This window comes from Planomicrobium okeanokoites, from assembly GCF_003428875.1.
Taxonomy (GTDB): domain Bacteria; phylum Bacillota; class Bacilli; order Bacillales_A; family Planococcaceae; genus Planococcus; species Planococcus okeanokoites.
Window position 1 is genome coordinate 510,832 of sequence record NZ_QQRS01000002.1, and the last position, 25,755, is coordinate 536,586.

At 45.9% G+C, this 25,755-nt stretch carries 31 protein-coding genes and 1 pseudogene; 11 read left to right on the forward strand and 21 right to left on the reverse strand.

What is annotated here, in order from left to right:
• Positions 1-2: 2 nt before the first annotated feature.
• Positions 3-473 carry a GNAT family N-acetyltransferase gene (locus D2910_RS07535; protein ID WP_117312989.1) on the reverse strand — a complete coding sequence of 157 codons (471 nt, stop codon included), beginning with the start codon at positions 471-473 and terminating at the stop codon, positions 3-5.
• Between the two features lie 254 nt (positions 474-727).
• On the opposite strand from D2910_RS07535, the gene D2910_RS07540 reads away from it, so the two are divergent.
• Positions 728-1,168: a YybH family protein gene (locus tag D2910_RS07540; protein ID WP_117312990.1), complete on the forward strand. Its 441-nt coding sequence runs from the start codon at positions 728-730 to the stop codon at positions 1,166-1,168.
• A gap of 30 nt (positions 1,169-1,198) precedes the next feature.
• Here D2910_RS07540 and D2910_RS17045 read toward each other — a convergent pair whose 3' ends face one another.
• The 5 genes and pseudogenes from D2910_RS17045 to D2910_RS07565 all read right to left on the reverse strand — a co-directional run.
• Positions 1,199-1,729, reverse strand: coding sequence for a hypothetical protein (locus D2910_RS17045; protein WP_240633571.1), 531 nt, complete (start codon positions 1,727-1,729; stop codon positions 1,199-1,201).
• Between the two features lie 33 nt (positions 1,730-1,762).
• A complete protein-coding gene (locus D2910_RS07550; RefSeq protein WP_117312991.1) occupies positions 1,763-2,257 on the reverse strand; it encodes a hypothetical protein in 495 nt (164 codons plus the stop codon).
• A 38-nt stretch (positions 2,258-2,295) separates the two neighbouring features.
• Complete coding sequence (locus tag D2910_RS07555; RefSeq protein ID WP_240633572.1) at positions 2,296-2,814, reverse strand: GNAT family N-acetyltransferase; 519 nt, start codon at positions 2,812-2,814, stop codon at positions 2,296-2,298.
• Between the two features lie 13 nt (positions 2,815-2,827).
• Positions 2,828-3,664 carry a nucleotidyltransferase domain-containing protein gene (locus D2910_RS07560; protein WP_117312992.1) on the reverse strand — a complete coding sequence of 279 codons (837 nt, stop codon included), beginning with the start codon at positions 3,662-3,664 and terminating at the stop codon, positions 2,828-2,830.
• 218 nt (positions 3,665-3,882) lie between these two features.
• Positions 3,883-4,014, reverse strand: a pseudogene (locus D2910_RS07565) (DUF3934 family protein); the annotation flags it as partial.
• A 660-nt stretch (positions 4,015-4,674) separates the two neighbouring features.
• On the opposite strand from D2910_RS07565, the gene D2910_RS07570 reads away from it, so the two are divergent.
• Positions 4,675-6,150: a murein hydrolase activator EnvC family protein gene (locus tag D2910_RS07570; RefSeq protein ID WP_377280310.1), complete on the forward strand. Its 1,476-nt coding sequence runs from the start codon at positions 4,675-4,677 to the stop codon at positions 6,148-6,150.
• 954 nt (positions 6,151-7,104) lie between these two features.
• Here D2910_RS07570 and D2910_RS07580 read toward each other — a convergent pair.
• The 4 genes from D2910_RS07580 to D2910_RS07595 form a co-directional block, all read right to left on the reverse strand.
• Complete coding sequence (locus tag D2910_RS07580) at positions 7,105-8,757, reverse strand: b(o/a)3-type cytochrome-c oxidase subunit 1 (RefSeq protein ID WP_117312996.1); 1,653 nt, start codon at positions 8,755-8,757, stop codon at positions 7,105-7,107.
• Between the two features lie 2 nt (positions 8,758-8,759).
• Positions 8,760-9,227: a cytochrome c oxidase subunit II gene (locus tag D2910_RS07585; protein ID WP_084243566.1), complete on the reverse strand. Its 468-nt coding sequence runs from the start codon at positions 9,225-9,227 to the stop codon at positions 8,760-8,762.
• Between the two features lie 28 nt (positions 9,228-9,255).
• Positions 9,256-9,378: a cytochrome c oxidase subunit 2A gene (locus D2910_RS07590; RefSeq protein ID WP_117312997.1), complete on the reverse strand. Its 123-nt coding sequence runs from the start codon at positions 9,376-9,378 to the stop codon at positions 9,256-9,258.
• A 304-nt stretch (positions 9,379-9,682) separates the two neighbouring features.
• Complete coding sequence (locus D2910_RS07595; RefSeq protein WP_372869688.1) at positions 9,683-10,357, reverse strand: Crp/Fnr family transcriptional regulator; 675 nt, start codon at positions 10,355-10,357, stop codon at positions 9,683-9,685.
• A 226-nt stretch (positions 10,358-10,583) separates the two neighbouring features.
• Here D2910_RS07595 and D2910_RS07600 point away from each other — a divergent pair, with 226 nt between their 5' ends.
• Together D2910_RS07600 and D2910_RS07605 are read left to right on the forward strand one after the other, a co-directional pair.
• Positions 10,584-11,057 carry a universal stress protein gene (locus D2910_RS07600; protein WP_084243563.1) on the forward strand — a complete coding sequence of 158 codons (474 nt, stop codon included), beginning with the start codon at positions 10,584-10,586 and terminating at the stop codon, positions 11,055-11,057.
• Between the two features lie 348 nt (positions 11,058-11,405).
• Complete coding sequence (locus tag D2910_RS07605; RefSeq protein WP_117312998.1) at positions 11,406-11,813, forward strand: DUF1259 domain-containing protein; 408 nt, start codon at positions 11,406-11,408, stop codon at positions 11,811-11,813.
• Positions 11,814-11,893: 80 nt separating this feature from the next.
• Here the strand turns inward: D2910_RS07605 and panB are convergent, their stop codons facing one another.
• The gene (gene panB, locus D2910_RS07610; protein WP_117313086.1) at positions 11,894-12,730 is read right to left on the reverse strand and encodes a 3-methyl-2-oxobutanoate hydroxymethyltransferase; all 837 of its coding nucleotides are present in this window, start codon (positions 12,728-12,730) and stop codon (positions 11,894-11,896) included.
• 340 nt (positions 12,731-13,070) lie between these two features.
• On the opposite strand from panB, the gene D2910_RS17005 reads away from it, so the two are divergent.
• From D2910_RS17005 to D2910_RS07625, 3 genes are all read left to right on the forward strand, one after another.
• On the forward strand, positions 13,071-13,730 hold the full coding sequence (locus D2910_RS17005) for a hypothetical protein (protein WP_205854591.1): 660 nt from the start codon (positions 13,071-13,073) through the stop codon (positions 13,728-13,730).
• A 16-nt stretch (positions 13,731-13,746) separates the two neighbouring features.
• Positions 13,747-14,307, forward strand: coding sequence for a peroxiredoxin family protein (locus D2910_RS07620; protein WP_117312999.1), 561 nt, complete (start codon positions 13,747-13,749; stop codon positions 14,305-14,307).
• Between the two features lie 75 nt (positions 14,308-14,382).
• A complete protein-coding gene (locus tag D2910_RS07625) occupies positions 14,383-14,799 on the forward strand; it encodes an NUDIX domain-containing protein (RefSeq protein WP_117313000.1) in 417 nt (138 codons plus the stop codon).
• A gap of 158 nt (positions 14,800-14,957) precedes the next feature.
• Here the strand turns inward: D2910_RS07625 and D2910_RS07630 are convergent, their stop codons facing one another.
• The 7 genes from D2910_RS07630 to D2910_RS07660 form a co-directional block, all read right to left on the reverse strand.
• Positions 14,958-15,497: a GNAT family N-acetyltransferase gene (locus D2910_RS07630; protein ID WP_117313001.1), complete on the reverse strand. Its 540-nt coding sequence runs from the start codon at positions 15,495-15,497 to the stop codon at positions 14,958-14,960.
• 89 nt (positions 15,498-15,586) lie between these two features.
• A complete protein-coding gene (locus D2910_RS07635) occupies positions 15,587-15,826 on the reverse strand; it encodes a hypothetical protein (RefSeq protein WP_117313002.1) in 240 nt (79 codons plus the stop codon).
• Positions 15,827-15,881: 55 nt separating this feature from the next.
• Positions 15,882-16,400, reverse strand: a complete 519-nt coding sequence (locus D2910_RS17010) for a DinB family protein (protein WP_205854592.1) — start codon at positions 16,398-16,400, stop codon at positions 15,882-15,884.
• Entirely contained in the window at positions 16,401-16,877 is a 477-nt protein-coding gene (locus D2910_RS17015; protein WP_205854593.1) for a GNAT family N-acetyltransferase, read from the reverse strand.
• A 19-nt stretch (positions 16,878-16,896) separates the two neighbouring features.
• A complete protein-coding gene (locus D2910_RS07645) occupies positions 16,897-17,370 on the reverse strand; it encodes a GNAT family N-acetyltransferase (protein ID WP_117313003.1) in 474 nt (157 codons plus the stop codon).
• A 19-nt stretch (positions 17,371-17,389) separates the two neighbouring features.
• Positions 17,390-18,703 carry an alpha/beta hydrolase-fold protein gene (locus D2910_RS17050; protein ID WP_240633574.1) on the reverse strand — a complete coding sequence of 438 codons (1,314 nt, stop codon included), beginning with the start codon at positions 18,701-18,703 and terminating at the stop codon, positions 17,390-17,392.
• A 47-nt stretch (positions 18,704-18,750) separates the two neighbouring features.
• Entirely contained in the window at positions 18,751-19,440 is a 690-nt protein-coding gene (locus D2910_RS07660; protein WP_117313004.1) for a Type 1 glutamine amidotransferase-like domain-containing protein, read from the reverse strand.
• Between the two features lie 297 nt (positions 19,441-19,737).
• On the opposite strand from D2910_RS07660, the gene D2910_RS07665 reads away from it, so the two are divergent.
• The 4 genes from D2910_RS07665 to D2910_RS07680 all read left to right on the forward strand — a co-directional run bounded on the left by D2910_RS07665 (position 19,738) and on the right by D2910_RS07680 (position 22,841).
• Positions 19,738-20,049 carry a hypothetical protein gene (locus D2910_RS07665; protein WP_101801083.1) on the forward strand — a complete coding sequence of 104 codons (312 nt, stop codon included), beginning with the start codon at positions 19,738-19,740 and terminating at the stop codon, positions 20,047-20,049.
• A gap of 115 nt (positions 20,050-20,164) precedes the next feature.
• Positions 20,165-20,683 carry a sigma-70 family RNA polymerase sigma factor gene (locus tag D2910_RS07670; RefSeq protein WP_084243551.1) on the forward strand — a complete coding sequence of 173 codons (519 nt, stop codon included), beginning with the start codon at positions 20,165-20,167 and terminating at the stop codon, positions 20,681-20,683.
• Complete coding sequence (locus D2910_RS07675) at positions 20,676-22,007, forward strand: DUF4179 domain-containing protein (protein WP_117313005.1); 1,332 nt, start codon at positions 20,676-20,678, stop codon at positions 22,005-22,007. Before D2910_RS07670 ends, D2910_RS07675 begins: the two co-directional genes overlap by 8 nt.
• 102 nt (positions 22,008-22,109) lie before the next feature.
• Complete coding sequence (locus tag D2910_RS07680; protein WP_117313006.1) at positions 22,110-22,841, forward strand: SDR family oxidoreductase; 732 nt, start codon at positions 22,110-22,112, stop codon at positions 22,839-22,841.
• A 475-nt stretch (positions 22,842-23,316) separates the two neighbouring features.
• On the opposite strand, the gene D2910_RS07685 is transcribed toward D2910_RS07680, so the two are convergent.
• Genes D2910_RS07685 through D2910_RS07695 form a run of 3 tightly spaced genes read right to left on the reverse strand, consistent with a single transcriptional unit; the run spans position 23,317 to position 25,650 of the window.
• Positions 23,317-23,742: a DUF4064 domain-containing protein gene (locus tag D2910_RS07685; RefSeq protein WP_117313007.1), complete on the reverse strand. Its 426-nt coding sequence runs from the start codon at positions 23,740-23,742 to the stop codon at positions 23,317-23,319.
• A gap of 38 nt (positions 23,743-23,780) precedes the next feature.
• Positions 23,781-24,737, reverse strand: coding sequence for an ABC transporter permease (locus D2910_RS07690; protein ID WP_117313008.1), 957 nt, complete (start codon positions 24,735-24,737; stop codon positions 23,781-23,783).
• Positions 24,730-25,650 carry an ABC transporter ATP-binding protein gene (locus D2910_RS07695; protein WP_117313009.1) on the reverse strand — a complete coding sequence of 307 codons (921 nt, stop codon included), beginning with the start codon at positions 25,648-25,650 and terminating at the stop codon, positions 24,730-24,732. The genes D2910_RS07690 and D2910_RS07695 overlap by 8 nt, the downstream gene beginning before the upstream one ends.
• Positions 25,651-25,755: the final 105 nt, after the last annotated feature.

The window sequence follows — 25,755 nt, forward strand, 5'->3', positions numbered from 1 at the left end:
AATCAACCCAATAATTTCACGAAGTGGCTGCGTTCCGAATCTTTCCAGTCCACTCCATAGCCCATCTTCTTATAAAATTCGATCGCGCTATGCCATTCGTTGTTCGTCTCGAGGACCAGTTTTTTATATCCTTGCTGCCTAGCTGTTTCCTCCAGCTTTCGCAGCATCGATTCGGCCAGGCCGTCGCGTCTATGGGATTTCTTCACAGACATCCGCTGGATTCTTCCGGCAGTTTCGCTTTCTTTGGTTAACGCTCCTGTGCAGACGACTTTATTATCCTCCAGACCAACCAGGAATACATCGCCATTCCGGCTGTAGTTTCGGATGATGTTCCGCAGGTCCGGATTGAAGGAATGATCCAAAAACCCGAAACGCTCTTCCAGTCCGTCGAGGATCAATTGCCTCGCCGCCTCTTCGTATTGTTCAGTTATGAGCACGATTTGCATGGATTGCTGAAGATTGTTGATGTTCATTTCTCTATTCCTCCAGATCTCTTTTCATTCGCATAATATTTCCGTTCAACAGATCTGCTTCAAGTCTTCCCAATCAACTCAAAAAAATCTTATTATTAATAATATTAGCATTAATTTCCATCAGAATAAAAAGAACTTTATTATAGAAGTAGTTATTTAAAGTCTATGAAAAGAAGGGAATAAATTCCTGAATCCCGAATACCTTCACTAGCAAGCAATCACGTAATTACAGCCGACAGAGGAGGAAGTTGAATATGACTGGGAAATACCACAAAGTGCAGGACGTACTGGACACTTACAAATCAGCCATCTACGAACAGGATGCAGACAAATTTCTGACCATCTACAATCCGGATATCCATATTTTCGACAGCTGGAATCACTGGGAGAGCAAGGGGATTGCGGCATGGAAAGAGAATGTGGCGGAGTGGTTCAATGGATTGGACAATGAGAATATTTTGCTCGAAGTGGATTTTAATGATGTGGTAATCGCAGAAGATGAAAAAGCGGCATTCGTGCATTGTGCGATCACTTTTGCTGCACGGGATGAAGATTCAAGTGAGACATTGCGTGAAATGACCAACCGGTTCACATTCGGCTTGAAAAAGGACAGCGATTCCTGGAGCATCGCCCATGAGCATTCATCGCTGCCCATCGATATGGATACTGGAAAAGGGATTTTCGACGCGAAGTAAAAATAACAGGGATTGCTGCGGCAATCCCTGTTATTTTTCTGTTTCTCCAAGTTCCCATTTATTCTTATCCAATTTTTGTTTTTCTTTCCACGCCTGCATGACATTCTTGTGGTAGTCTTTCGGATTTTCAATCAGGATCCAGTCGATTGAATGACCAGGGGTCGGCATCCACTTTTTTCTTCTTTCCCTTATCTTTTCATGGTGTGTGTAATGCGGGTAGATGACAGTGGATTTGGAAAACCAGATATAATAACTCCTAAAAAATCGAATGTCTTCTATTTCATCCCAGTAAACTTTATTGCCTTGCAAATCGATGACGATGCCTTCTTCATCCCAGTAAAAAGTCTTTCCGGCTTTTCTTTTTCTCCAGAGATAGATGGGATACGCTATAAAGGGAGTGGGAAATACAAGGGTTAATCCGATAGCTTTAATCGTTTGCCACGCGCTTTCTTGAACTGCTTCTGCTATAGCCAGAATACCGATTAGCAAAATTAACAGCCCTGATGCCAGAAAAATTCCCATCGGCAATAAGGATAACTGATATTCTTTTCCTCGACTCAAAAAGAACCCTCCTCTTCATATATAGGCAGTCGTTCACTCCACATCCAGCGCAACCACGTAGCTCGCCTGCCCCTGCTCCCAATGCGCAAAAATCTCGAAAAGCGTCGGACCTTCATGCTCCGACAGCTCGAATGGAACGGGATAGGCAGTGCGGTTGCCCGCTTCGTCCCAGACAAATAGTTGATAGGACAACGGCCGTTCGCCGAACTCCAGGGCGACATCCGCATGGCGGTCAACTTTCCGGGCGTTGTCCGTGCTTATCATTTCATGCGGTGGAATCGATTCTGCTTCGATCCCCGACATCGACTTCTCTTCCGAATCGTAATAGCTCCAGCTGTAGCTTCCCCGGTATGTCTGGATGGTTTCGTCACCGATTTTCAGTTCAAGAGCCGGTGGTGTTTGGGATTGTGAATGGATGGGCTCCGACTGATCGGCCAGGTCGCCTGCTTGCTCGTCAGCCGTTCCGCAGCCATAAAGCAGCAGGGCCGCGACAATAAACGCCACAATAATTATAAACTTCTCCCCCATCTCATCAGCCCCTTTATACCAGTAGTCGACTCATCAGCTCATAAAGTTTCAGCCCACCGCCCACGATTAATCTCCATAAGCCATTTCCGCTCTCCATCGATTTGCTTCACCTTTTGAAAGCCGCATTTTTCGTAACAGCGGATGGCACGCGGATTGGTCAATTCAGGATCGACCGTGACAGCGTCCGCTTCTTTTTCCTTAAAAATAAAGCTTAGAAATTCAGTCACCATTTGCGTGCCGTACCCTTTGCCGAAAAGTTCCGGTTCACCGATAAACTGGTCGATGCCGTAAATAGTTTCTTCCATAGAATAGCCATAGCTTTTATAATCTTCATCCGTTAACCTGCAGCATTGCATGAACGCGAACGGCTTGCCTGCCGTTTCGGCGATATAAGGTTCAACCGCTACTGACCCGTCAATCCGGGGGCCATACTTTTCACGGAGCTGCCCGGCGCTCGGCGGGGCAGCTGGATCTCCGAAAAACTCAAGGACTTCCTTTGTATTGAGCCATTTCGTCATCAACTCTAAATCGCCATGGCTCATTCTGCGTATTTTCAAATCCTCTCCCCCTCTACAGCACCAAGCCAAGTGCCCGTCTAACCACTTTGCTGTTATTGTCTGTGCCGGCCTGCTCGCTCAATGTTTTATTGAGCCGGATGAATTCCGTCGATATGCTCTCGAGCGCCATCAATACACTGCCCGGGTCACGGTCCGCTTCCCAGCCGGCCAAGCGCTGCAGCTGCTCTTCACTCAGACGGCTTCTTGAGCCTTCGATTTTTGACCATACCTGGTAAGGGCTGTCGAGATGCCGATCCATTTCCATATACCAGCCGTATGCCGTAAGCCAGCGTACGCTGTCGAGATTGGCAAGCGCGTAATAGGGTTCGCCTCTCATGGCCGCACGGTAGGTTTCATGGATGAATGCCAGTATTTTCGTACGCCAGAATTCCACTTCCGCGGGCGTGATTTTATAGATGGCTTCTTCCGACAGCTGACAAATCGGTTCAAGCAAGCCGTGAGGATCATAAAGGATTTTCATGCCCTTCATCCAAATAGATGGCGTGATATCATCGGCGGTATGGTACCAGGAATCGACTTTGATGAAGCAGTCGAAATGGCTGACTATCACCGGCGACGCCGCAATTCCTTCATAGAACAGTACATTGCCCCACTTCCCCGCGCGTCCGAATTTATCGGCAATAAAACCTTCCAGCTTTTCAGGTTTCACGATGGTGTGGAGATCAATGTCCGAATAGCTGTCGGCATTCCCTTTCGCGAGGGAGCCAGCCAGATAAACTGCCAGCACATCTGAGTCCTGTTCGAGATCATTTCGAATCCGGTCCAGCAACCGGTTCCTGGCTTCGGGTAATTGACTGTCACGCTGCAAATGTTTTTCTTCTATTTTCATCCCTTTCTCCTCCTGCCATTTCTGCCTGTATCCATATCATTCCATTCGCATTACTCATAAGCAACATTTTTTGGTACAAAAGAAGGAGATTTACAGAAGAAAAGAGAAGATATAAAAAAAGCCGTCCTTTTTAGGACAGCTTCAGTGTATTTCAATTAACCGTCAATCCAGCCAGGTTCATCAGCGTTCGCTTTTTCGCCTGATTTATTGTCCGTGGATTTCTTGTTGTTTTTGCTTGTGTACGGCTTAAAACTCTTGGCTTTATTGGATCCCGCTTTCCAGCGGTTCCAGCCTTTCTTGCCGGTTCCTTGGCCAGTGCCGCTTTTTTTCTTTTCTTTTGCCATTTCCATCACTCCATTACTATCTTGCATTATAACACGGAGGGAGCACCTTTAGCACACCCTCTAATCCATGCAGCGCCAGAAACTTCAGGTGATCCTACCCTAACTTCCAAGATTCATTATCCCCAGATAAGTTTCACTCCTGTCTTTATTGACGAATACAAAACTGTCCTACTCTTTTTTTATTACTGTTTTATTTCAATAAAACGCAAGCAGATTTACCTACTCTTTTTACCAATTCTCTTTTAAGGCGCTGGTGGGCAGCCAAATTCCACCGGAATCCTCTTTATCTGGCTGCGTGTTCGGCATTGATCATTTATTTGGAATTAAACAGCAAACCCTTGTTATTACTGCATAAACTGAAGCTATTTATCAGATTTTTCACCAATCTAACGAGAATAAGGACCTTTTGGCACAGGCATTCCAGATTTTATTTCGTGTAAAGGTTAATGAGTATCTTAATACCTATAAAAATCACCAAAAGAGCGTCGAAAATGATATACAACTGTAACATAAAAGAGGTTTAGAGCTGTTATAATGAACGTGCTGCAATTATAAGGCACCGAATTTTTATCCAACAAAACTATTTGACAGTATATATATAGAAACGATAGAAAGAGACCGTAAATTCGAAAGGGGAAAAACAACTTGAACTTGAAGTCGAAATGGATGTTGTCTGGGGTTTCATCATTATTAGCTATCTCGCTTTTATTGCCGACTGCCGATGTCAATGCCAATACATTAAACAAACTTGAACAGCAACAACAGGAAGCCGAGCAGAAAAAAGCTGAATTGAACTCAGGCATCAAAGAAAAAGACAAAGAAATCAAAGTTACCAAATCAACATTGGAAACAATCCTTGGGAAAATCCAGGAATTGAACAATAAAGTCGAGGAAACTGAAGGCAAGATCAACAGTGTCCAAGCCGATATCGATACAACTAAAGCTGAAATCGAAGAATTGAGAGCTTCAATCGAAGAATTGAAGATCAAAATCGAAGAACGCACTGCATTGTTGCAGGAACGCGCACGCGCAATCCAATTGAGCGGCGGATCTGTTGACTACATAGACGTCCTTCTTGGCGCCAACAGCTTTGTTGACTTCATCGACCGTTTCTCTGCCGTCAGCACATTGATCGACGCAGACCGCGAAATCATGCGTGAACAGGCAGCAGATAAAGAATTGCTGGCAGAACAGAAAGCTTCTGTCGAGTCAAAACTTGCGCAGCAGGAAGCTCGCAACGCTGAGCTGAAAAGCTTGAAGTCTGATCTGGACAGCCAGAAAAAACAACAGGGCGTTCTTGCTGAAGAGTTGAAAGCAGAACAGAAACGACTTGAAAGCGAAAAAGGCGAAATGACTGAAGAATACGCGGACGTTATCGAAGTCAGCGCAGAATTGGAAAACCAAATTGCGGCAGAGCAAGCTCGTCTTGCTGAATTGGCACGCAAAGCTGAAGAAGAGCGCCAGGCTAAATTAGCAGCTGAGCGCGCGGCGGCTGAAAAAGCGGCGGCTGAACGTGCAGCAGCTGAAAAAGCGGCAGCCGAGAAAGCAGCGGCAGAACGTGCTGCGGCTGAAAGAGCAGCAGAAGAACGTGCGGCAGCTGAACGCGCAGCAGCGAAAAACGAAGCTGAGCGCCAGGCAGCCAACGAACGCGAAGCAGCAGCTAAGCGTGAAGCGGCAGAGAAAGAAAAAGTAAGTGCACCTGCACCAGTCGTTTCAGCTCCAACTGAAGCAGTAAGCTCAGGATTCATCCGTCCAGCATCAGGCCGCATCTCATCACCATTCGGCTACCGTACAATTTTCGGAGCTAGAGAGTTCCATTACGGTATTGATATTGCCAACGGTACTGGAACAACTATCAGTGCAGCAGCATCTGGTTATGTAACTTATGCAGGATCTATGGGATCTTACGGTAATGTTGTCATGATGACGCATTCCATCAACGGTAAAACACACGCAACAGTATACGCTCACTTGAATTCAATTTCTGTTGGGCAAGGCCAATTCGTTTCCCAGGGCGGCCGCATCGGCGCAATGGGCAGCACAGGACGCTCAAGCGGTCCTCACCTTCACTTTGAAGTACACGTAGGCCCATGGAACGGCGCGCGCACAAACGCAGTCAACCCATTAAACTACTTTAACTGATCATAAATGAGCAAGAGCAAGCACCTTTGGGTGTTTGCTCTTTTTTGTTTGGGAGGATGATTTGGTTGGGGGAGGTTTCGCCTCCGCGAATCCTTCCTTTAAGGGATTGGGATGAGGTTTGGCGGCGACAAGAAAGTATCATTTTTGGCATACAAATATTTAGTTGAGCATAACCGGTGCTTTGCCGCGCACAAACCCGGCTCTCCCGCCCACAAAACTTTTCAAAAGAGTAATTTCCTCTTTACCCATCAAAATATTCTCATCTAGCAGACGTCCTTACCTCAAATTCAGCCTTTAGAAATAAAATCAGCTTAAACATTACTATTCTCATGAATTTCCCTTCTATAGTAGATGGCAATTAGTCGAATCCGAGAAAAACCTAATTGCTCTTCTTATCCCAACTTCTTAAGGGCGAGATTTTCTTTGCCCCATAAGTCCTTTTAGATGAAAAAGGCTTCGCGGACGCGAAGCCTTCCTTTAAGGGATTGGAGTTTTTCGCGCGGCGAAAAACATCCGCTGTTGTTCTTGGGTTTTGGGTGTGGCGGATCTGGAATTTTAGAGTATCTGAAATTCGGAGCACATATAATTGGTGAAAATCTCGTAAAATTAGCACTGCGCACATATTTTCCTGCCACCGCACATAAAACTTCTTTTCCGCACACAAATGTTCCTCACCGCACATAAAATCGGCTCACCGCACATAACTGCCAAGATGCAGCAAGATTCCTCTTCCCTCAGGCTATTCTTCTATAAAAACCCGTATCTTTTACCCGAATTTCCGTTAAAAACCAAAACCACACACCAAAAAGCCAGCTGTCCGCAGACAGCTGGCTCTTTAACTCCACTATTTCTCTTTATTCCTCGTCAGAAACGCTTGTTTCGACCAATATAGCTGTGAAGAGAATGAAAATCAGCATCATGGAAATGACCATTGTGAACATAATTATTCAACTCCTACCAAGTTTTGAATCCTTCTGAACCAGGTGGTGCATGCATGATCATGGAAGAAAGCGGGATCGCGTAGGCGATGATGATTAAAGCAAAAGCGATGCCGATCCAGATCCACCAGTTTTCAAGCCATTTCGGTGTATTTGTCTTGTCGCTTTCGGCCATCGGGAATTCGACCTGGTCTTCCACTTTCAATGCTTTCGGTGACAGGAACATCGACATGACGACGATGTAGATCAGGATCATGGCGGACAGGAACAGGATGCTTCCTCCGACTGCCATTGTTACATGGCTAGTGAGGATGCCATCGAACCATTCCAGTGCGCTCGGGTGATTATTGTAATTCGAGAAAGCCGTCCGGCGCGGAGCACCGAGCAAGCCCAGAATATGCTGGGAAGTCGACATGAGCAGCATGCCGATTGACCAGGTGATGATCTGGACGAATGCCAGCTTCTGCATGGCTTTAGTGAATTTACGGCCAGTCAAGTACGGGATGAGCCAGAATGTGAGACCCATGAATGTCATCGCGACCGGTGTACCGACCGTGATATGGAAATGCCCGACAATCCAAAGCGTGTTATGGACAACTTCGTTCAATTGGAAACTTGCGTTGATGATACCGCCTGCTCCGCCGGGAATGAAGAATGCCATGGCGATGAAGATCGATGTGAAGCGAACGTCTTTCCAAGGCAATTTCTTGAACCAGCCGAACAGGCCGGTTGCACCTTTTTTGCGTCCTGAAATTTCAAAGTTCGCGAACATTGTGAAGGCTGTCATAAGTGATGGGATAATAACCATGAACGTTAAGACGACCTGCAGGAATTTCCAGAAGTTCGAGATGCCCGGTTCTGTTAATTGATGGTGGAAACCGACCGGAATCGAGAACAGGATGAATAGTACAAATGCCAGACGGGCTAACGAGTCACTGAAAACTTTGACGCCCAGGATTTTCGGTACGATTACATACCAGGCAATGTATGCCGGCAATAACCAGAAATATACGAGTGGATGTCCGAAATACCAGAACAACGACCGGCTTAATTCGACATTGATCGTATCTGTCCAGCCGAAAGCCCAAGGAATGTATTGGAACAGCACGGTTGCAACAACACCCAGACAAGCGATCAGCCATAGTACGATGGTTGTGACTGTCATGAATGCGAATAACGGGCTCAATTGGCCTTTATTATTTTTGCGCCATACGCGGTAATGGCCGATCAGCGCGAAACTGGAGATCCAAGTGCCGACTACGAACAGCGCCAGGCCGACGTAGTACCAGCCGCTTGCTTTCAGCGGTGCGTAGAAAGTGTACAGAACCGATGCTTCACCAGCGACGATCATGACAGTCGCCATGACTGTACCGATCAGCGTCACCCAAAAACCGATCCAGGAAACGAGTCTTACTTTCGGCCCGAATGTGCCGAGGCTCTTGCTCATGCCGGTAACAAAGAATGCAAAGATGAAGAACGTTGTATAAATAAGTGCGAGCAGCACACCGTGTGCCGTTAGAATTTGATAATAATCAAGCCATGCGGGCAAATCGAGTTTATCGTTGCGGATGAAGACTTGCAGCAGTCCCATCAGTGTTCCAATCAGGAAGGCGATGTAGGCAACGCCGATATACCATAATGCTAATTTGCGATCTTGCAGAGCGATCATGCTTAGTACACCTCAATTTCTGTAAACATAAAATGGTGGCCCGTTCCGCAGTATTCATTGCAGAGAATTAAATACTTGCCGGGTTTATCGAAAGTATAGGCACGTGTCGTAATCTGGCCCGGAACGACCATCATATTCACTTTTGTGTCGTCGATCGTGAAACTGTGGACGACGTCCTTGCTTGTCACTTTAAAAATGATTTCTTTGCCTGCCGGCACGCGCAATTCCGGTGCCGTGTAGCTGAACGCACTGGCGACAATCGCCACCTGATACGTGTCATCATCGATTTGGGTAACACCCGGATTATCGAATGGTGCTGTTTGATCGACTTTCTTCGGGTCGATCGTATCCATCCCGCCTGACGGATGATGGTCTTGCGAAAATGCCGTAACGCCTACAATGCTTAAGAATACAATTAAAGATATAATTCCAAAAACCAGCCAAATCTTTTCAAATTTATGCAAATGCATTAAAAATTTCTCCCCTCTGCTTCTTTCTCTATCTGCTTATATACATCATATAAACTACAACCCACATCACGACGATGATGACACCCACAACCATTACACTGGCAAGCGTCCCTCGCAGATCCATTCCATCATGCTCATTATTTTTGCTCATCTATTTTCACCTCTTACGTCATTCGTTCTATATTGTCAGCTTATGCTTTTCTGTTCCGTTGCATTGTGATAAATATCACACCTGGACAAGTTTTTAGTGAAGTTGTCAATTTTCGGACAAAAAATGACGAAGAGTCCCATCGGCAGCCTGCCGATGTACCTGAACGCACGCAAATTGCTTTTTATCGCACGCATTTTGATTTAATCGCACGCAAACCATTCTTTATCGCACGCATCCTGATTTAATCGCACGCAATAAAATTTTTCCGCAAAAAAAGAAGCCTCCCCGTCTCCGGTTCGGCTTCCTAATCGATTTTGCATAAATAAATCGGGCATTCTTCACAATTGATCTCGTCTTTCAGTCTGGGAATCTGGTGGATGACGAGTTTGCCGTCTTTCATGGAAACGACGCCATCTTTTTTCAGATCACTCAGCATCCGGTTCACCACTTCGCGCGTCATGCCGCAGAAATTGGCCAGCTCTTGATTGGTCAGCACCATATCGATGAGGACCCCTTCAGGATGGCTTACGCCGTAGCTGTTGCTGAGGCGGATCAGTGTCGAGTACAGCGCACCCTTTTTGCCATGCAGCAAAAGATCGCGGAATTTCGTCTGAGTCTTTTGCTGATCCATACCGGTCCAGCGCATAAATGCCATGGCCAGTTCCTGATCCCGCTGCAATGCTTCTTCCAGATCTTCAATCGTGATCTTTAGGCATTCGGTATCTTCAACCGCTTTGGCATCCAGCCGGTACTTGGAAGGTCCTGAGAACACCGTGATTTCACCGACCATCTGATCAACTCCGCAAATCTTCAAAGTCAGCTCCCGGCCTTCAGGCGTCACCTTTCCGATTTGGACTTTCCCCGCCTTCACCAGGTAGATGCCTCTGATCGGATCGCCTTCCCGGAACAGGTAGCTTCCTTTGGAATATTTTCTGCTGGTGTGGCGGATGGCGCCATTTCCCAGCAACGCTTCATGTATTCCGATTTCCGTATTTTTTTTATTCAAATTGCTCCAACTTTCCTTGAATATCTTAGGTTAAGAATATCATATTAACAGTTTTTTGACGTAAATTTTTTGTATTTATTTCCTATTAAAATGAAAACCTTCTGCTGCATCAAATATAACTATTTATCATGAAAAAGAAGGAAGATTGAAATGAGATAGAGAATTGGTTAAAGACAAGAGGTTTAAGGAGGAGATTGGAATGACTCTTAAATATTCTCATATACTGGTAGCTTTAGACGGCTCACGGCAAGCGGAATGGGCGTATAAAAAAGCGGTAGACATCGCTTTGCGCAATAACGCTGTGCTGAATCTGGTCAATATTATCGACAACCGTTCTTTTGGTATGGTGGAAGCGTATGACAAAAATAGTGCAAAACGCGCGAAAATTGAAGCTCGGGATCTCTTGGCGAAGCACAAACAGGAAGCTGAAGCAGCAGGCGTTGAAACCGTGAATGTCATCGTCGAATATGGAGTCACCAAATCCGTCATTCCGAAAGAAATAGCTGAACGGACCGGCGCCGACCTGATCATCTGCGGTGCAACGGGACTGACAGGTGCGGAACGGATCATCATGGGCAGCATTTCCCAAAGCATAGTACGTTTTGCGAAATGTGACGTCCTTGTTGTCCGGACTGAAGAGGACGCCGCGAGGCAAGAGCAGCTCAGCGAATAAATCTCTGAATATCTTCTACACCCCGGCCGTTTCCTGCCATGCAGGAGACGGTTTTTTCGATTCCGGCTTACCTCATTCTATTCTTGGCATGACTTAAGAACCTATTTTTTATATTTAGGTTTGATTGGATACTGAAATTGGAAATAGAAGTACAGGAGTCGGAAAACAATTAGCGTTTCTGCTTATTTTGTCTATTCATGTTTAGCAAATATAAAATATAATATCAGCGAACTTCGGACAGGATGACACAGACAATTGTGCTGCTGACAACGCCGGAAAGGATCATTGGATTCTTTTTTGGCGTTTTTTAGTGAGTTTTATTGGATAAAAAAGGAAGGAGAGAGTATTATGAACCGTTTACAGGAAACAGCGGATGAAGTCGCCGCCTTGCTTGATGCAGAGGTTGAAGTTTTAGGGGAGACATGTGTTGTCAAGAAGAAAAGACGGTTGAATATCCACACGGACCAGAATAATTTCTCTTGTATCTTGGAGCTGGATATTTCCTTTAAGAACTTGAAAGATAATGGCCACGCTTTGAATATAGCGGAAATCCTTCTATTGCCGGAAGAATTGCCAGCCTTTACAGCGGCTTGGTCCGATTTTTATATACCGCTTCCCGTCAATTTTAAGCAGCGTTGCGAAACCAATCCCAATATCGTTTGTTTGCATTTGGAATCCATGGAATGCCCGAAAGATTTTGCGATGCGCCTGGCAGCCTGTTTAAAAGCGCTTGAGCCTCTTGAATCCGTAAGCTGACGCTGGAACTTTCAAGCATGACAATATAAATTAGATAAAAAATCCGGATCCCATTTACAGGGATTCGGATTTATTTATGTTCAGGCTTTGCCGCCATATAATTGCTGAAGTTCCTCTTCTTTCATCGTGAACCGGTGCTCTTCTGCAGGGAAAGCACCAGACTTCACTTCACTGACATAGGTGCTCAATCCAGCTTTCATGACGTCCCCTGCTTCCGCATAGGAACGGACAAATTTCGGCAGATGATGCGAACCGTATTTAACAGTGTCGTGGTAAACGAGCACTTGACCGTCCGTCTCGCTGCCGGCGCCGATACCGATGACCGGAATCGATACGGCTTCCGTCACTTCTTTGGCCAATTGATACGGAATGCATTCCAGTACCAGCATGAACGCGCCGGCCGCTTGACATGCCTTCGCGTCTTCAATCAGTTTTTTGGCCGCGTCAGCCGTCTTGCCCTGCACTTTAAAGCCACCGAGCACCCCCGCCGTCTGCGGTAATAAACCCAGATGCGCCACAACTGGGATACCGGTTCGTGTCAGCAGTCTGATGACATCAGTCACTTCATCCGCCCCCTCAAGCTTCAAAGCCTCCGCACCTGTTTCCTGAAAAATACGGACGGCATTCTGCAAAGTGCGGTCAATATCCCCATGGAATGAAGCGAACGGCATGTCGACCACTAGAAATGTGTCCTGCGCTCCGCGGCGTGCCGCTTTGCCGTGATGGATCATATCTTCGATTGTCACTTTGACTGTGGAATCATAGCCGAGAACGACCATTCCGAGTGAATCTCCGACCAGGATAATATCCACACCCGCTTCTTCCGCGATTTTAGCGGAAGGGTAATCATAAGCCGTCAACATGGCGATTTTCTCGCCTTCTTTTTTCATCTTCGTAAATACAGCTGTGTTCTTCATCATTTTTTCTCTCCTTTTCAGGAAGAAAACCGGACATAAAAAGCCTTCTGTTCCAAATTGGACAGAAGGACAGGATTTTCATCGGCTGGTTTCCTCCGTCCCTGTCATTGATTGATCAAGGCAGAATGTTTTATAGTTTGCGATCGTTTTGCCGGTGCAGTTCCATTCGGATACCGCCCTCACTCACACTATAGCAGAAGCTGTAATAGTCTGACAATATTTCCCGCTTTATAAGAAAATGAAATCCATATGGACACACTTTCATTTCCAAGCAAATTTGATTAAACTTTTTCATATACCCTGTATAGTATACGATAGCTACTATTTTTCGGAGGTTCTTATGGCCATCATCAGTAAATTAACCATCATTCTAATCATTGCAATCAGCTTTGCCCTTGCATTTCTGGCTTTTTACCTGCTGAGTAATTTGCCAAAAGAACAGCGAAAACAGCAAATCAGTGAAATCACTTCGCAGCTGATCAACTTCGTGCTGTTCCTGTGGCTCGCAAAAATTTTATTGAATTTGCCTTTATTTGTCCAGGACCCGCTTGCAGTCCTTGCCTATCCAAGCAATTCGGAAGCTTTTTATCTGGCTGCGCTTTTTACTGGCATCTTGATCTATGTTAAAGCCAAACAGGGTAAACTAGCCGGTGGACGGCTGGCCCATACGTTTCTGCAGATTTTTTTGGCTGCCTCGTTTGTCTATGAATTCATCCAGTTGGCTTGGCGTGAAAACCCTTTTTCACTCCCTTATCTGGTGGTCTTCGGCCTTTTACTGGCGTTGTTCCATGGCTTGCAGGGACGGATGGATCCGCTGAATCAAATCAGCATCGTGCTGGCGGCCGCAGCAGCCGGCTTCTTTACCATTCATTTCATGCTGCCGTATCTATCCGTTTTTGGTTATATTGTAGAACCCTGGTTCCTGGCATTGTTTCTTGCCGCATGTTTCGGATTGCTAGTCACTGGGTCATCAGACCGGCCCGATCCCGATTTAAATTAAATTTTGGAGGCTTCTTATGAAAAAAATTATATTCTTTCTTATCATCGGCGCCATGCTGTCATGGGCCATCTACGATTTCACCATGACCGGCACTGATTCCGCCAATCAGCCAAATGACGTTGCATCTTCCGCTGCTTCCGGCGAATCTGCTGACACAGGTCTCGCTGTCGGTAAGACTGCACCAGATTTCACACTTGAAACTCTCAGTAGTGAACAAGCAAGGCTTTCGGATTTCCGGGGCAAACCGGTCTTCGTTAATTTCTGGGCTACCTGGTGCCCGCCATGCCGCGCTGAAATGCCGGACATGCAGAAACTCTATGACAATGAAGACCTCGAAATCCTCGCCGTCAACTTGACCGATACGGAAAAAAGTGAAGATGGCGTAGCCAAATTCGTCGAAGAAATGGGCTTAACTTTCCCGGTTCTGATGGATCCGAAAGGTGATATTTCTTCCGCCTACAATGTCAAAGCTTACCCTACGTCATACATGATTGATGCAGAAGGAAAAATCAGTTATATTGCTTATGGTGCCATGAATTATAATACGATGGTACAGGAGTATGAGAAAATGAAATGAGTTTTGGCACGGAGAGTATTTCCCGGGAAATATTATGATTATTGAAGCTCAGATCAGATAAAAGGGGTTAATTAAATGTTTGCAGTAAACGTGGAGGGCGCCATTCACCGGAATGGCAAATGGCTGTTGATCCGCAGAAGTGAAAAAGAGGAACATGCCGGAGGCAGTTTGTCACTGGTGGGTGGACAATGTGATATCGAAGGCTTTTCCTCTGATATTCTCGAAAGAACCCTTGAACGGGAAATATTCGAAGAAGTCGGCTGTGAAGTTTCTGGCCTTAACTATGTAAACAGTTCTTCATTTGTGACGGATTCAGGAGTGAACGTAATCGATATCGTCTTTATATGCCATCACCGGACTGGCGAGCCTTTTGCCAAAAGTGCGGATGAAGTCGATGAGGTTTTGTGGATGACGACTAATGAAATTCTGGTGCATGAAGAGCTGCCCGATTACTTGAAAGTGAATATCCGTTTGGCGGATAAGATGCTGTAAAGGATGTCGCAGGGTGAGTAATTGCTTTATATAACATCACGTTTTCGACATTGATGAAGTGTTTATCGATGTTCAGGAAATTATATCGGCGTTCAGCCTATTTCAGCTGGTTAAGACAGAGAAAAAGGCGAAGCCATCGTTTTGGCTCCGCCTTTTCTTTACGCACGTTCAGTTATTTTCCGCCATTCGTCTTCGAGTATTCCCATCTCCCAAAGGCTCCAGTAGTCATCGCCAAATTTCTGGTGATCGCGCATCAAGCCTTCTTTTTGGAAACCGGCTTTTTCATAGCAGGCGATGGCCGCTTTATTGAAATCAAAGACACCCAGTGTGACCCGGTGCAAGTTAAGCTCATCAAAAGCGATTTTCAGCACTTGCTGGATCATCTGACAGCAAAAGCCTTTGCCTTTTGTGTTCGGATCGCCCAAAATGACGCGGCCAATACGCGCAGATCGATTATTCCGGTCGATCCGGGACAAGGAAACATGGCCGACCAGTTTTTGTGTCTCCTCTTCAATCACACTGTAGATATAGGAAGTTGAATCTTTCTTATTCGCGTCTTTCAAATATTCCTTCAATTGAAACTCATTCAAAGGATAGACGAAGCTTGGTCCCGCCCATTGCAGCATGAACTCCGCTGTCTCCACCCAGTCCGTCAATTGCTTGAAGTCCTTCTTTTCAAAATAACGTAACGTAATCATCGAGGTCCACTTCCTCTTCAGTAATTTCAGCTCTTCATAGGTAGTCTACACTACACCATTACGCTTTAAAATTGAATTCCTAAGTTTCTTTACATTTTAAACTCAGCCGCATTTTCTTTCCTGTTCCGTTCTTCCAGGTATTCATCAAGAACTGATCTTCCGGGTTTCTTGCCGATCATGATCTTATGGATTTCATTCAGCAGCATAAGTCCTCTGATCAGAAGACCTAATACAATTCCGAACGCCAGAAGCCCCCCGACAAATGGTCCGAAGAATAATAAAAAATAGCCGAGAATCGTGCTTAACAATATAGCTATGAACAATTTCATTGTCATCCCCCTGATTTTCTCTATTTCCAACACTACTTTAACGTAATAGTTAGATTTACCGGTGCTTCATTTCCCGTTTTAGCATACGAATCTGTCCTCTATGGCTGATTTCATCTTCAAGTACATGGAACCAAAGATAATAATTATTGTAAGAGACGCCATTCGGCCACGTATTTTCTTCGAACAGCCACGCTTCGTCTTTCGTCTTCAGCTGTTTCAAAGTTTCTTTCCGGACTTCCGCCAGTTCCTCAAGATAAAATTCGAGAGGACGATCTTTGATATCGCGTCTCCCTTCATCTCCAAGGTCGACTGCAGATCCCCAGTACGCCATCTCCTCTTCAGTAAAATCCCGCTTCTCGAACGATATCACCTGATGCACTTTTTCTATTGCGGCGATGTGCAGCAGCAACGCACCAATCGAATTGCTGTGGCGTGTTTTTAAATGATCCAGTTGCTGCTGGGTCATTCCGCCGATTTCCCAAAGGGTGACAGCACGCGCATGTTCCAGCATCGACACCAGCTCACCGATTTTATCCGGATAGCCTTTTGACGCTTTAATGACATAATCGATCATCTAATTCATCTCCTTTTTGTAATAAACCAATGTGGCTCTGTCATTGATTTTCCGTTCCTTGGCTGTACGCTGATATCCCAGTTTTTCATACAAATGGCAATTACCCGCTTCTTCAGCGAGCGTCGACAGTTCCCAAATTTTATCGTCTGCGAACTGCTCTTCCGCCATCGTCATGGCAGTTTGCGCAATGCCTTTTCCTTGGTGGGCTGTGCCAATAAATATTGGACTGATCCACAGGCTTCCCTGTTTTTCTTTGCGCACAATATGAATGGCGCCGGCCAGTTCGTTCTCAGCCAAAATCATGTAATAACGACTGTCAGGATTTTTGATGCGGCTGACCGTTTTTTCCAGCGGTTCTGTCGCAGGGCTCGTGCCGTAATCCCTGTATTTTTTCAGCAACGGCGCAAATGCTTCCAGCTGCATTCTGTGTATCGCCTCAGCGTCGAATTCGGCTGCCTCCCGCAATGTAATTCTCATCTATCCCGCCTCATTTGCTTCAGTCTTTTTCCACCATCGTCAGAAACACCGCAAAGTCCGTCTTAAATTCAGCCTCTTTTTTGAATCCGAACTTTTCGTAAAGGCGGATGGCGCGTTTATTGAATGTGGCCACTGTCAGCCGCAATGGCCTGCCAGGCTGCTGTTGGAGAATCTCCTGCTTTATATAAGCGAAAAATTCGCTGCCCAAGCCGTGCCCCGTCTCCGCCGGCTTCATGCCAAGGCCGAAATCGATGCAGCCATCAGGATAAACACCAATTATCCGGCCGGCCGGCACTTGCGCGGAATTGCCGGTACAATAAAATCCGAAGAGTTCCCCTTTTTCATTGCGGACCGCCCAGTATGTACCATCCATGATTTCACTCATCGATTCGTCGTTCACACTATTATTATAAAAATCATAAGGATAGGAATAGCGCCAGTTCAGAATTTCCGCGGCGATACTTTTTGTCATTGGTTCTGATGTGAATTTCATGAATGCACCTTCTTTTAGATTACTGCTCGAGTAAAAGCAGTCTATGCTCTTTTGTTTTCTTGATCAATTCGAATCGATCCTGTTCAAGAAGCAGCGTTATCCGTTTAGCCTCAGCCCATGCAATCCGGTAAAATTCTTCTGTAATAACCCCATCTGCAAGAGCCGCTTCCAGTTCTTCGGCATCTTTATGGATAATGTCTCCATCAGGTAGAACGACTATATCCAGATACAGATCGTCCATCCAGGGACGGCCATTTTCATTGCCATTTTCCAGACAAATATCGATATACCATTGGACAATATTGTCCATGTCATCAAATACCGTCGTCAGCGAAAAACGCTCATTTTCCGGAAAATGCTGAAGCCAGCTATACCCATCGGCTACCACACACACTTTACTGCTCGGATAGTTAAATATCGCTGGGGCTGAAACTTGGTTCATTGTCAGCAGTGTAACATCGCCGGCAAAGCTGCCATCTTCTATTTTCATTTGTTTAAAATCCCTTTTTATCAATCTGTTCCAGCCTGAACGATCACCATATTTCCTTTTTAACTTTCTTTTGTCTTCTTTATTCAGGAAGGTAAAAAGTGCTGGAACCCTGTTTTGAAAAAACCGGTAATGGTGTTCATTTCCTTCAAGCACTTGGAATGAAGCGTGCGGGATTTTCCGTTGTACGATTTCCTGGATCGATTTGTTGGAAGCCAGAAATTCCGTGCTTATAAAACTGCCAGTACCTGCCTCTTCAGTTCCGCAGTCCATATAAAAACTGTCAATACCGGTTAAATCCGCTGATTCCAAAAGATTCTCCATTTCTTCCTGATTCGCGTAAAAAGCGCTTGATAAGATAATCAGATCTTTAAAAACATGTGGATACTTACAGGCAATATAAAGACTGATCTGCCCTCCCATTGAAATACCTGCCATTGCTGACCGATTTTTCTGCGTGCGGTATTTATAGTCAATCAACGGTTTTAGTTCTTCCACTACAAAGCTGCTGTATAAACCCCCTTTGCCGCCAAACGACAGCGATTCATCGGCCAATAATTTACGGCTGTACTCGTTATTCGGCCAAGGACAATACTCGTCTTTTCGCTCGGGACTATTTTGATCGATGGCAACCACAATAATTTCCAGATCATTGCTATCCAAATATTTCTCCAGTTGAAGTGAGGACCCGCCAATAGCATCTTCGTCATTGAAAACATTCTGGCCGTCATGCATATACAGGACCGGGTAGCTTTTCTGCTCATGCTGATAAGCCGGTGGCGTATACACCCGGATGAGTCGTTCATTCTTCAGTTTTTCTGAATAAATCGGAAACACCTCAAGCATAGCTCGTCTTCCTTTCGTGTTAGCCGGAGTTTTTTGGGTTAACTATCTTATTCATCGCCTAAATATCGAGTTTCCAGCTCCTCCTCTTTCCCTGGCGACACAAAATACGCTTTCGCTTCTGGCCGGGAGCTGACAATCCTCTTTATTTCTCCGTTGACGTAATGAATGGCCGCTCCGTCATCTGCGGCAATTCCCGGCTGCAATGTGCCGTCGTCCACCAGCTTCCGGTAAGTCGGCCGTCTTTCGGCTTCGCCGTCGTAATGCGGACAGTTGCTGCCACTCAGGAAACCGAGCGCTTTCAGCGGCTCCAGCTTATCACCATAGGAATCGGTCACGCCTTCCTCGAACCAGCAGATCGATCCCGCGCTGATGCCGGCCAAGACGATTCCCTGATCCAGCGCTTTGAGCATGATTTCATCCAGCCCCCATTCCCTCCAGAGGGCCAGCAGATTTTTCGTGCTGCCTCCGCCTACATATATGATGTCCTTATCCAGCACATAACTTTCCAGGTCCCTGACCGGCGGCTTAAATAAAGACAGATGGCTCGTCTCGCAATTTTCCCCATTGAAGAAGTTATAGAAATTCTGGATCATGTTTTCATTGTCGCCAGCGGCCGTGCCGACATAACAGATTTTCGGCCTGTCTTTTCCGACCTGCTTCAAGATATAACGGTCAAGCAACGGATTTTCCGGTTCCATCAGGAAACCGCCTCCGCCCATTGCGATAATTTGTTTCATAAGTGTTCGCTCCTTCGTTTTCAGTCGGGTTTTCTATTGAGTTTTTGCGAGTTGGGCGTATTTGAACAAGAGTTGGGCGTAAACTGAAAATGCCTGGCAGCTGCAGTTCATCGATTGAGCGGATCGCTTTGTATAGGTAAATATTACCGTTCAAACCGCCTCATTACAATGCAATTCGGAACATTTTGATTTGTTTGCCATAACGTACCCCTATTTTCTGGCAGATGAGGTAAAATGGTTTTATTAAAGATTTTATTCCAATTGCTGATTCTAAAAATGGTTTTAGGAGGAATGCGGGTGGATGTGGATACGGTTTTGAATTTATATATTTTCTTCCTAGCCGCTGCAGCTGTCCTGTGTATGGTGATCGCCTGGTTTGTCACTCGGATTTCCGAGAATCTTTTGATCGGTTTTGTCAGCATTTTCATCGCCAGCCTGCTCAGTTTGATGCTGATCTTCGGCTGGTTCCAGTCCATGACTATGGATGCCGCGGAAGACAACATCCACTGGATTTTCAGCTATGGCCTGGTGCTTCTGCTTTATCCGGTCTACCTGTTCATGAATTGGTTCATCTTAAAAAGAGCCCGGGGTGTCCGGGCAGAAGATTAGCCCTCCCGGTTTCGATACCGGGATTTTTTTATGCGAATAAAATATTTTATTTCATATGAACTTTTTCGGCACTGCCGTGTCTAATGTGTAACCGGAAAGAAATGGGGTGTGGGTTGTGGACGATATTGAAGTCGCCCGAAAAGCGATAAAAGGTGATGAAGAAGCATTCGTCACGTTGATGCAAATACATAAAGAAGCCTTATTGCGGACAGCTTTGGCTTTCCTGAAAAACGAGCACGATGCGCTGGAAGCATTGCAGGAGACGACTTATCGTGCATTCAAGAAAATCGGCACTTTAAAAGAACCTGCTTATGCCAAGACCTGGCTCATCCGCATTACAATCAACTATTGCCAGGATCAATTAAAGAAAGACAAACGTTACGTCAGAGATGGAAAATCAGCGGATTCCGCTGTATCTGACAACCTGACGCAGCTGGAATTGCAGGAAGCTTTAAGCATCTTGTCGGCCGATGAGCAGCAATTGATCTATATGAAGTATTTTCAGGATGTCAAAATCAAAGACATCGCTGCCCTCGAGAAAATCCCGGAAGGCACCGTGAAATCACGATTGCATAAAACATTGCGGACACTGCGCAGCCATTTCGAAGGCAAAGGAGAGATGGACCATGTATGAAAAAGAGGAACAGAAATTGACTGGTTTCAAAGATCGCCTTGAACAGGTCGCTCTTCCTTTGGAAGCGGCGGATGGCGCAATCATGCAGGGACTGGAACGGGCGAAACGTGAAAAGCTGCAAGCGCGGGCCAAGCGCAAGCGGACCCTTTGGAGTTTGGCGGCTGCGGCGTTGATTATACTGACCTTGGTGACGACGATCCGCGTGTCCCCCGCTTTTGCCAATGCGGTGGCCTCGATTCCGGGTATGGAGGAATTTGTGGAATTGATCCAGAATGATAAAGGATTACAAGGCGTATTTGAAAACGAATATTACCAGCCGATCGGCGAGTCGCAAACGATTGGCAACGCGACTTTGACGATTGACGGAGTTATTTTGGATGAGTCGGGGATGAATATTTTTTATACGATTGAGTCGGCTGTGGAGATGGGGGATATTGTGATCGAAGGGCCTGCTTTAGAAAATCAGCAGGATGTGCCGCCATCCAGTATTTCTTATAATCATCCAATCACTCAGGAAGATTCACCGAGGAGATATTCCGATATTTTGGGCTTCACTTTCCAGGACCCGGTCAAATTTGAAGATTTAAATTTCACCTTGGAGTTGCCGATAATATTGGATGGCACTAAGTTCGATTTTTCTGTGCCTTTTACAATTCCGGAAAACGTGAAGCCTAGTATCGTTTATGAGATGAATGAGGAAGTTGAAGTTGAAGGGCAGAAATTCACCGTAAAAGACGTTACGATCCACCCGCTGCGTATTGGTGTTCGAATTTCATTCGATTCAAAAAATACGATGAAAGTTCTTCAATTTGAAGATATGCGCCTGGAAGATCAGAATGGCGAAGTCTGGGGATCAATTATGAATGGGATTTCTTCCCGCGGCGAAGATGAAAATGGTGATTACGTTTATTTCCTTCAAAGCAATTATTTCGAAACTCCCGAAGAGCTTTATTTGCGGATCAATAAAATGCAGGCAGTCGACAAAGAAAACGCTTCTCTTGTCATTGATACGGAAAAAGGTTCATTGATCAATACTCCGAAGGATGACAATCTGGAGATGGTCCACTCAAGCCGTGACGGATTTGAATTAACCTTAAAGACTCCGCTTGAAGAAGAATTCAATTTTGGACTCGGAGCAGGACTAACCGATGCAAATGGAAAGAAAGTGGATGTTGCGTCGGAAGGAATGGGGTTCAAGGAAGACAATATTCGCTCCTGGACAGTCGATATCAATGACGATGGCTATATCAACCCCGTCAAAATGGAATTGTTCGCCTACCCCAACTACATCAACGGAGACGTTAAAATTGAACTGAAAAAATGACAAGCGTACACTAAAGGGCAGGAACCTTCTTAAGGTTCTTGCCTGTTTTATTTCAATGAAAGGCAATTCGTATGCAATATATGGAAATGGAGTGAATCGAAGATGAGCAAAACAGCAATCATCACCGGGGCCAGCAGCGGCATCGGACAAGCAGCAGCAAAAGAGTTGGCGAATAAAGGATTTTCCGTCATGCTGGCGGCGCGGCGCGAAGAACGCCTCGTGGAATTGAAGAAGGAAATCGAAGACGCCGGCGGACGCGCGGCTTATAAAGTGACGGACGTTACGTCAGCCGAAGAAATGAAAGCGTTGGCCGAAGCGACTATCGAGCAGTTCGGACAAATCGACGTTCTGCTGAACAACGCGGGCTTGATGCCTTTATCATTCATGAATAAATTGAAGATTGACGAGTGGGACCGCATGGTCGACGTCAATATCAAAGGTGTGCTTTACGGTATCGCAGCCGTCCTGCCGCATATGGAAGAGCGTAAGGAGGGCCACATCATCAATGTTTCTTCCGTGGCGGGACATGATGTCACAAAAGGCAGTGCAGTTTATAGCGGCACGAAATTTGCCGTGCGCGCAATTACGGAAGGATTGCGCCAGGAGTTGGATCCTGCGATGAACATCCGTGCGACAATCGTGTCACCGGGTGCCGTTGCGACGGAACTTACGGAAACAATTACGGACAAGGATATCTTGTCGGCCTTTTCGAATGGCCCGTCCATGGAATTCCTGCAGGCGGAAGACATCGCGCGCGCGATCGGGTATGCCGTTGAGCAGCCGGCGCATGTCGATGTGAATGAAATATTGATCCGTCCTAGACAACAGAAATAATTTGTGGCAATCCCCCTGGAAATTCTGTTTCCAGGGGGATTTTTGCTGAACGCCGATAAAACTTTTTAATCGCTCGCATTTTCGATTAATCGCCCGCAAATAATTTTAATCGCCCGCATTTTTGTCTAACCGCCCGCAAAAATTTTTAACCGCCCGCAAGCCCCCTGGAATTTTGGATTCCAGGGGGCTTTTTCGCGGAACGCGCATAAGTGATGGCTAATCGAGCGTATTTTTTTCTAATCGCGCATAAAATTTTTTAATCGCGCGTATTTTCTCTTAATCGCGCATATCTTCTTCTAATCGCACGCAAGCTGGTCTTAATCGCACGCATTTCATTCTAATCGCACGCAAACCGCCGTTCCCCGATTAAACCATCTCTTCAACCCACACATCCCCTCTCCAAAAATCCCAAAAACTTCAAAAACCAAAAAGGAAGCTTTTCGCTGCGCGAAAAGCCTCCCATTTCAATTCCGAATTACATTTCCAACGTCGTTTTCGGTTTGCGCACAAGGCACATGATGCCGGCTACCAGATAGAAAATACCGGCAATGACGCCGACGCCTGTTGTAACGAACGAGACTATAACTGCAGTGGCGATGAAGATGATGCCGGCGATGACCGGCTTACTGTTGCCTTTCAGCAAGACCATTGCAATGATTCCGAGAACGATTGCGCCGATGGCTGATGCCAGAAGCACCCATCCGCCTGCACCCATCAAGTCAATCATTGCATCGAACTCATCCATTGTCAGATCCGTCGTCGGGTCGCCTGTCCCCGTCATCGTTTCTTCCATTAGTTCTCGATTGTTCTGCATCCAGAGCATGAATCCTCCAATTGCCGCCATAAATGCATAACCTAACGCTCCAATAATTCCTAATACGATTTCTGCTGTACGTTTCATTATTTATTCCTCCTAAATGTTTTATTCAAAGTTAAGCTTTAATTTCCTGCTACGTCCCGTTTCGTAAAGGCTGCCCACGCTGCGCCCATGAAGATGGCGAAGTAGACCAGCAGCACGATGATCGAGAAGGTCATCGACATTCCAGAAATCATCGGTTCCGTACCGTTTGTGTATTGTTGCAGGTTGGTGTTGGCGAACAGGATGAATTTCGACCATTCGTATTGCGACAGGAACGCGACAATCGTGTTGCCCGCCATCATCAGGAAGATCGCCAGGCCGATTGCCATGCCGCTGCTTCTGAAGATAGCCGAAATCATGAAGGCGAAAGTCGCCATCATCACCAGTGTGACGATGCTGAAGCCGTAAGATTTCGCGATTTCACCCAATACATCATTATATGCGTAGCCTGGCATCATGTCCTGCACGATCATCGGATTCAAGCCGTTCAATCCGAATAATACTGCGCCGACTAACCAGGATGCCAACAGCAGGAATATGAGCAATGTCAAAGCGAATATCAATACGGACACGTATTTGGACAATAAAATCTTCGTCCGCGAAATCGGGCGGATCAGCAGTAATTTGATGGTGCCCCATTTAAATTCGTTTGAAATGATGCCCGCTGCCACGATAATCGTGAACAGGCTGATGACCGAAGTGAGGAAACTGTTTTCAAGCACATATTCCCAGCCGTCATAAGGCTGCGGCTTGATGTTATTTTCGAGATGGTAATTGTTTTCGGCAATAATCATGTCATTCATGAAGCCGCCGAATTCTTCATCCGCCATTTCAGCAGTCAGCTGCGCATTTTCTTCCTGCAATTCCGTTTGCCAGCCATCCCCGTACTCTTTGAAATCCGACTCGGTTCCGAAAAATTTTGTAATAAGTCCTCCGCCGATGGCAATCACGAGGAGCACCGCAAACATGACCCACGTACCTTTTTTCGCGTACAGTTTGATCTGTTCATTCCAGATCAGCTTCATGAAATTATTCAATCGTATTCTCTCCAATCAGGTCAAAGAATTTATCTTCCAGCGTTGCCTGAAGGACACGGACGCCGTAAATGCTGATGCCCAGCTCCATCAGGTTTTTCAGGATGTGCGGAATCTCTTCCCGTTTGACCGACATGGAAAGTTCCTTGCTGCCGACACCGACTTCATTGGCCAGATGGCCGTCCAGGTAGGTTTTGGCCGTATCCATCGGTTCGACTTCGATGTACACTTCTTTCAGCGCTTCCTCGTTCTCGACCGCTCTGACCTCTTTGATGGCGATCAATTCGCCGTTTTTGATGACGCCGATCCGGTCGCACATCAATTCGATTTCCGTCAGTAAGTGGCTGGATACGATAACCGCCACATTCTCTTTTTCCGCAAGATTGCGTATGTATTTCCGGATTTCACGGATTCCTGATGGATCCAGCCCATTTGTCGGCTCATCCAGTATCAAAATCGACGGTCCATGCAATAAAGCCTGAGCGATTCCAAGACGCTGGCGCATACCAAGTGAGTAACGCCCCGCTTTTTCGTGTATCGCCTTTTCCAGTCCAACCAGAGAAACCACTTCTTTGATCCGCTCATCTGTGACGCCTTCAACCATCCGCGCATATTGCTTCAGATTCTTCCAGCCGCTCAGGAATGGATACATCTCCGGATTTTCAACGATAGCGCCGACATGCTGGATCGCTCCTTTGAAATCGGTTTTGATGCTTTTGCCTTCAATCAGGACATCGCCTTCTGTGATGTCGATGAGTCCAACCATCATCCGGATCGTTGTCGTCTTCCCTGCACCGTTCGGCCCTAAAAACCCGAACACTTCGCCTGCCCTGATATCAAAATCCAGTCCTTTGATAATCGGCTTGCTGCCAATCGTCTTTTTTAAATTCACTAATTGCATTGCCGGCTTCGACATGATGTGCACCTCCGTATTTTACTTTCCACTCTTTTCTACGAACCAACAGGAAGAAAGTTCCCATAAATGGTAATTCTCCTAAAAATTATTGGATACAGAAAATTT

Bases quoted from the DNA above. Each gene is read 5' to 3' on its own strand.
- D2910_RS07535 (WP_117312989.1), bottom strand. From the start codon at position 473: ATGAACATCAACAATCTTCAGCAATCCATGCAAATCGTGCTCATAACT.
- D2910_RS07540 (WP_117312990.1), top strand. From the start codon at position 728: ATGACTGGGAAATACCACAAAGTGCAGGACGTACTGGACACTTACAAA.
- D2910_RS07550 (WP_117312991.1), bottom strand. From the start codon at position 2,257: ATGGGGGAGAAGTTTATAATTATTGTGGCGTTTATTGTCGCGGCCCTG.
- D2910_RS07560 (WP_117312992.1), bottom strand. From the start codon at position 3,664: ATGAAAATAGAAGAAAAACATTTGCAGCGTGACAGTCAATTACCCGAA.
- D2910_RS07570 (WP_377280310.1), top strand. From the start codon at position 4,675: ATGTTGTCTGGGGTTTCATCATTATTAGCTATCTCGCTTTTATTGCCG.
- D2910_RS07580 (WP_117312996.1), bottom strand. From the start codon at position 8,757: ATGATCGCTCTGCAAGATCGCAAATTAGCATTATGGTATATCGGCGTT.
- D2910_RS07585 (WP_084243566.1), bottom strand. From the start codon at position 9,227: ATGCATTTGCATAAATTTGAAAAGATTTGGCTGGTTTTTGGAATTATA.
- D2910_RS07590 (WP_117312997.1), bottom strand. From the start codon at position 9,378: ATGAGCAAAAATAATGAGCATGATGGAATGGATCTGCGAGGGACGCTT.
- D2910_RS07600 (WP_084243563.1), top strand. From the start codon at position 10,584: ATGACTCTTAAATATTCTCATATACTGGTAGCTTTAGACGGCTCACGG.
- D2910_RS07605 (WP_117312998.1), top strand. From the start codon at position 11,406: ATGAACCGTTTACAGGAAACAGCGGATGAAGTCGCCGCCTTGCTTGAT.
- panB (WP_117313086.1), bottom strand. From the start codon at position 12,730: ATGAAGAACACAGCTGTATTTACGAAGATGAAAAAAGAAGGCGAGAAA.
- D2910_RS17005 (WP_205854591.1), top strand. From the start codon at position 13,071: ATGGCCATCATCAGTAAATTAACCATCATTCTAATCATTGCAATCAGC.
- D2910_RS07620 (WP_117312999.1), top strand. From the start codon at position 13,747: ATGAAAAAAATTATATTCTTTCTTATCATCGGCGCCATGCTGTCATGG.
- D2910_RS07625 (WP_117313000.1), top strand. From the start codon at position 14,383: ATGTTTGCAGTAAACGTGGAGGGCGCCATTCACCGGAATGGCAAATGG.
- D2910_RS07630 (WP_117313001.1), bottom strand. From the start codon at position 15,497: ATGATTACGTTACGTTATTTTGAAAAGAAGGACTTCAAGCAATTGACG.
- D2910_RS07635 (WP_117313002.1), bottom strand. From the start codon at position 15,826: ATGAAATTGTTCATAGCTATATTGTTAAGCACGATTCTCGGCTATTTT.
- D2910_RS17010 (WP_205854592.1), bottom strand. From the start codon at position 16,400: ATGATCGATTATGTCATTAAAGCGTCAAAAGGCTATCCGGATAAAATC.
- D2910_RS17015 (WP_205854593.1), bottom strand. From the start codon at position 16,877: ATGAGAATTACATTGCGGGAGGCAGCCGAATTCGACGCTGAGGCGATA.
- D2910_RS07645 (WP_117313003.1), bottom strand. From the start codon at position 17,370: ATGAAATTCACATCAGAACCAATGACAAAAAGTATCGCCGCGGAAATT.
- D2910_RS17050 (WP_240633574.1), bottom strand. From the start codon at position 18,703: ATGCTTGAGGTGTTTCCGATTTATTCAGAAAAACTGAAGAATGAACGA.
- D2910_RS07660 (WP_117313004.1), bottom strand. From the start codon at position 19,440: ATGAAACAAATTATCGCAATGGGCGGAGGCGGTTTCCTGATGGAACCG.
- D2910_RS07675 (WP_117313005.1), top strand. From the start codon at position 20,676: ATGTATGAAAAAGAGGAACAGAAATTGACTGGTTTCAAAGATCGCCTT.
- D2910_RS07680 (WP_117313006.1), top strand. From the start codon at position 22,110: ATGAGCAAAACAGCAATCATCACCGGGGCCAGCAGCGGCATCGGACAA.
- D2910_RS07685 (WP_117313007.1), bottom strand. From the start codon at position 23,742: ATGAAACGTACAGCAGAAATCGTATTAGGAATTATTGGAGCGTTAGGT.
- D2910_RS07695 (WP_117313009.1), bottom strand. From the start codon at position 25,650: ATGTCGAAGCCGGCAATGCAATTAGTGAATTTAAAAAAGACGATTGGC.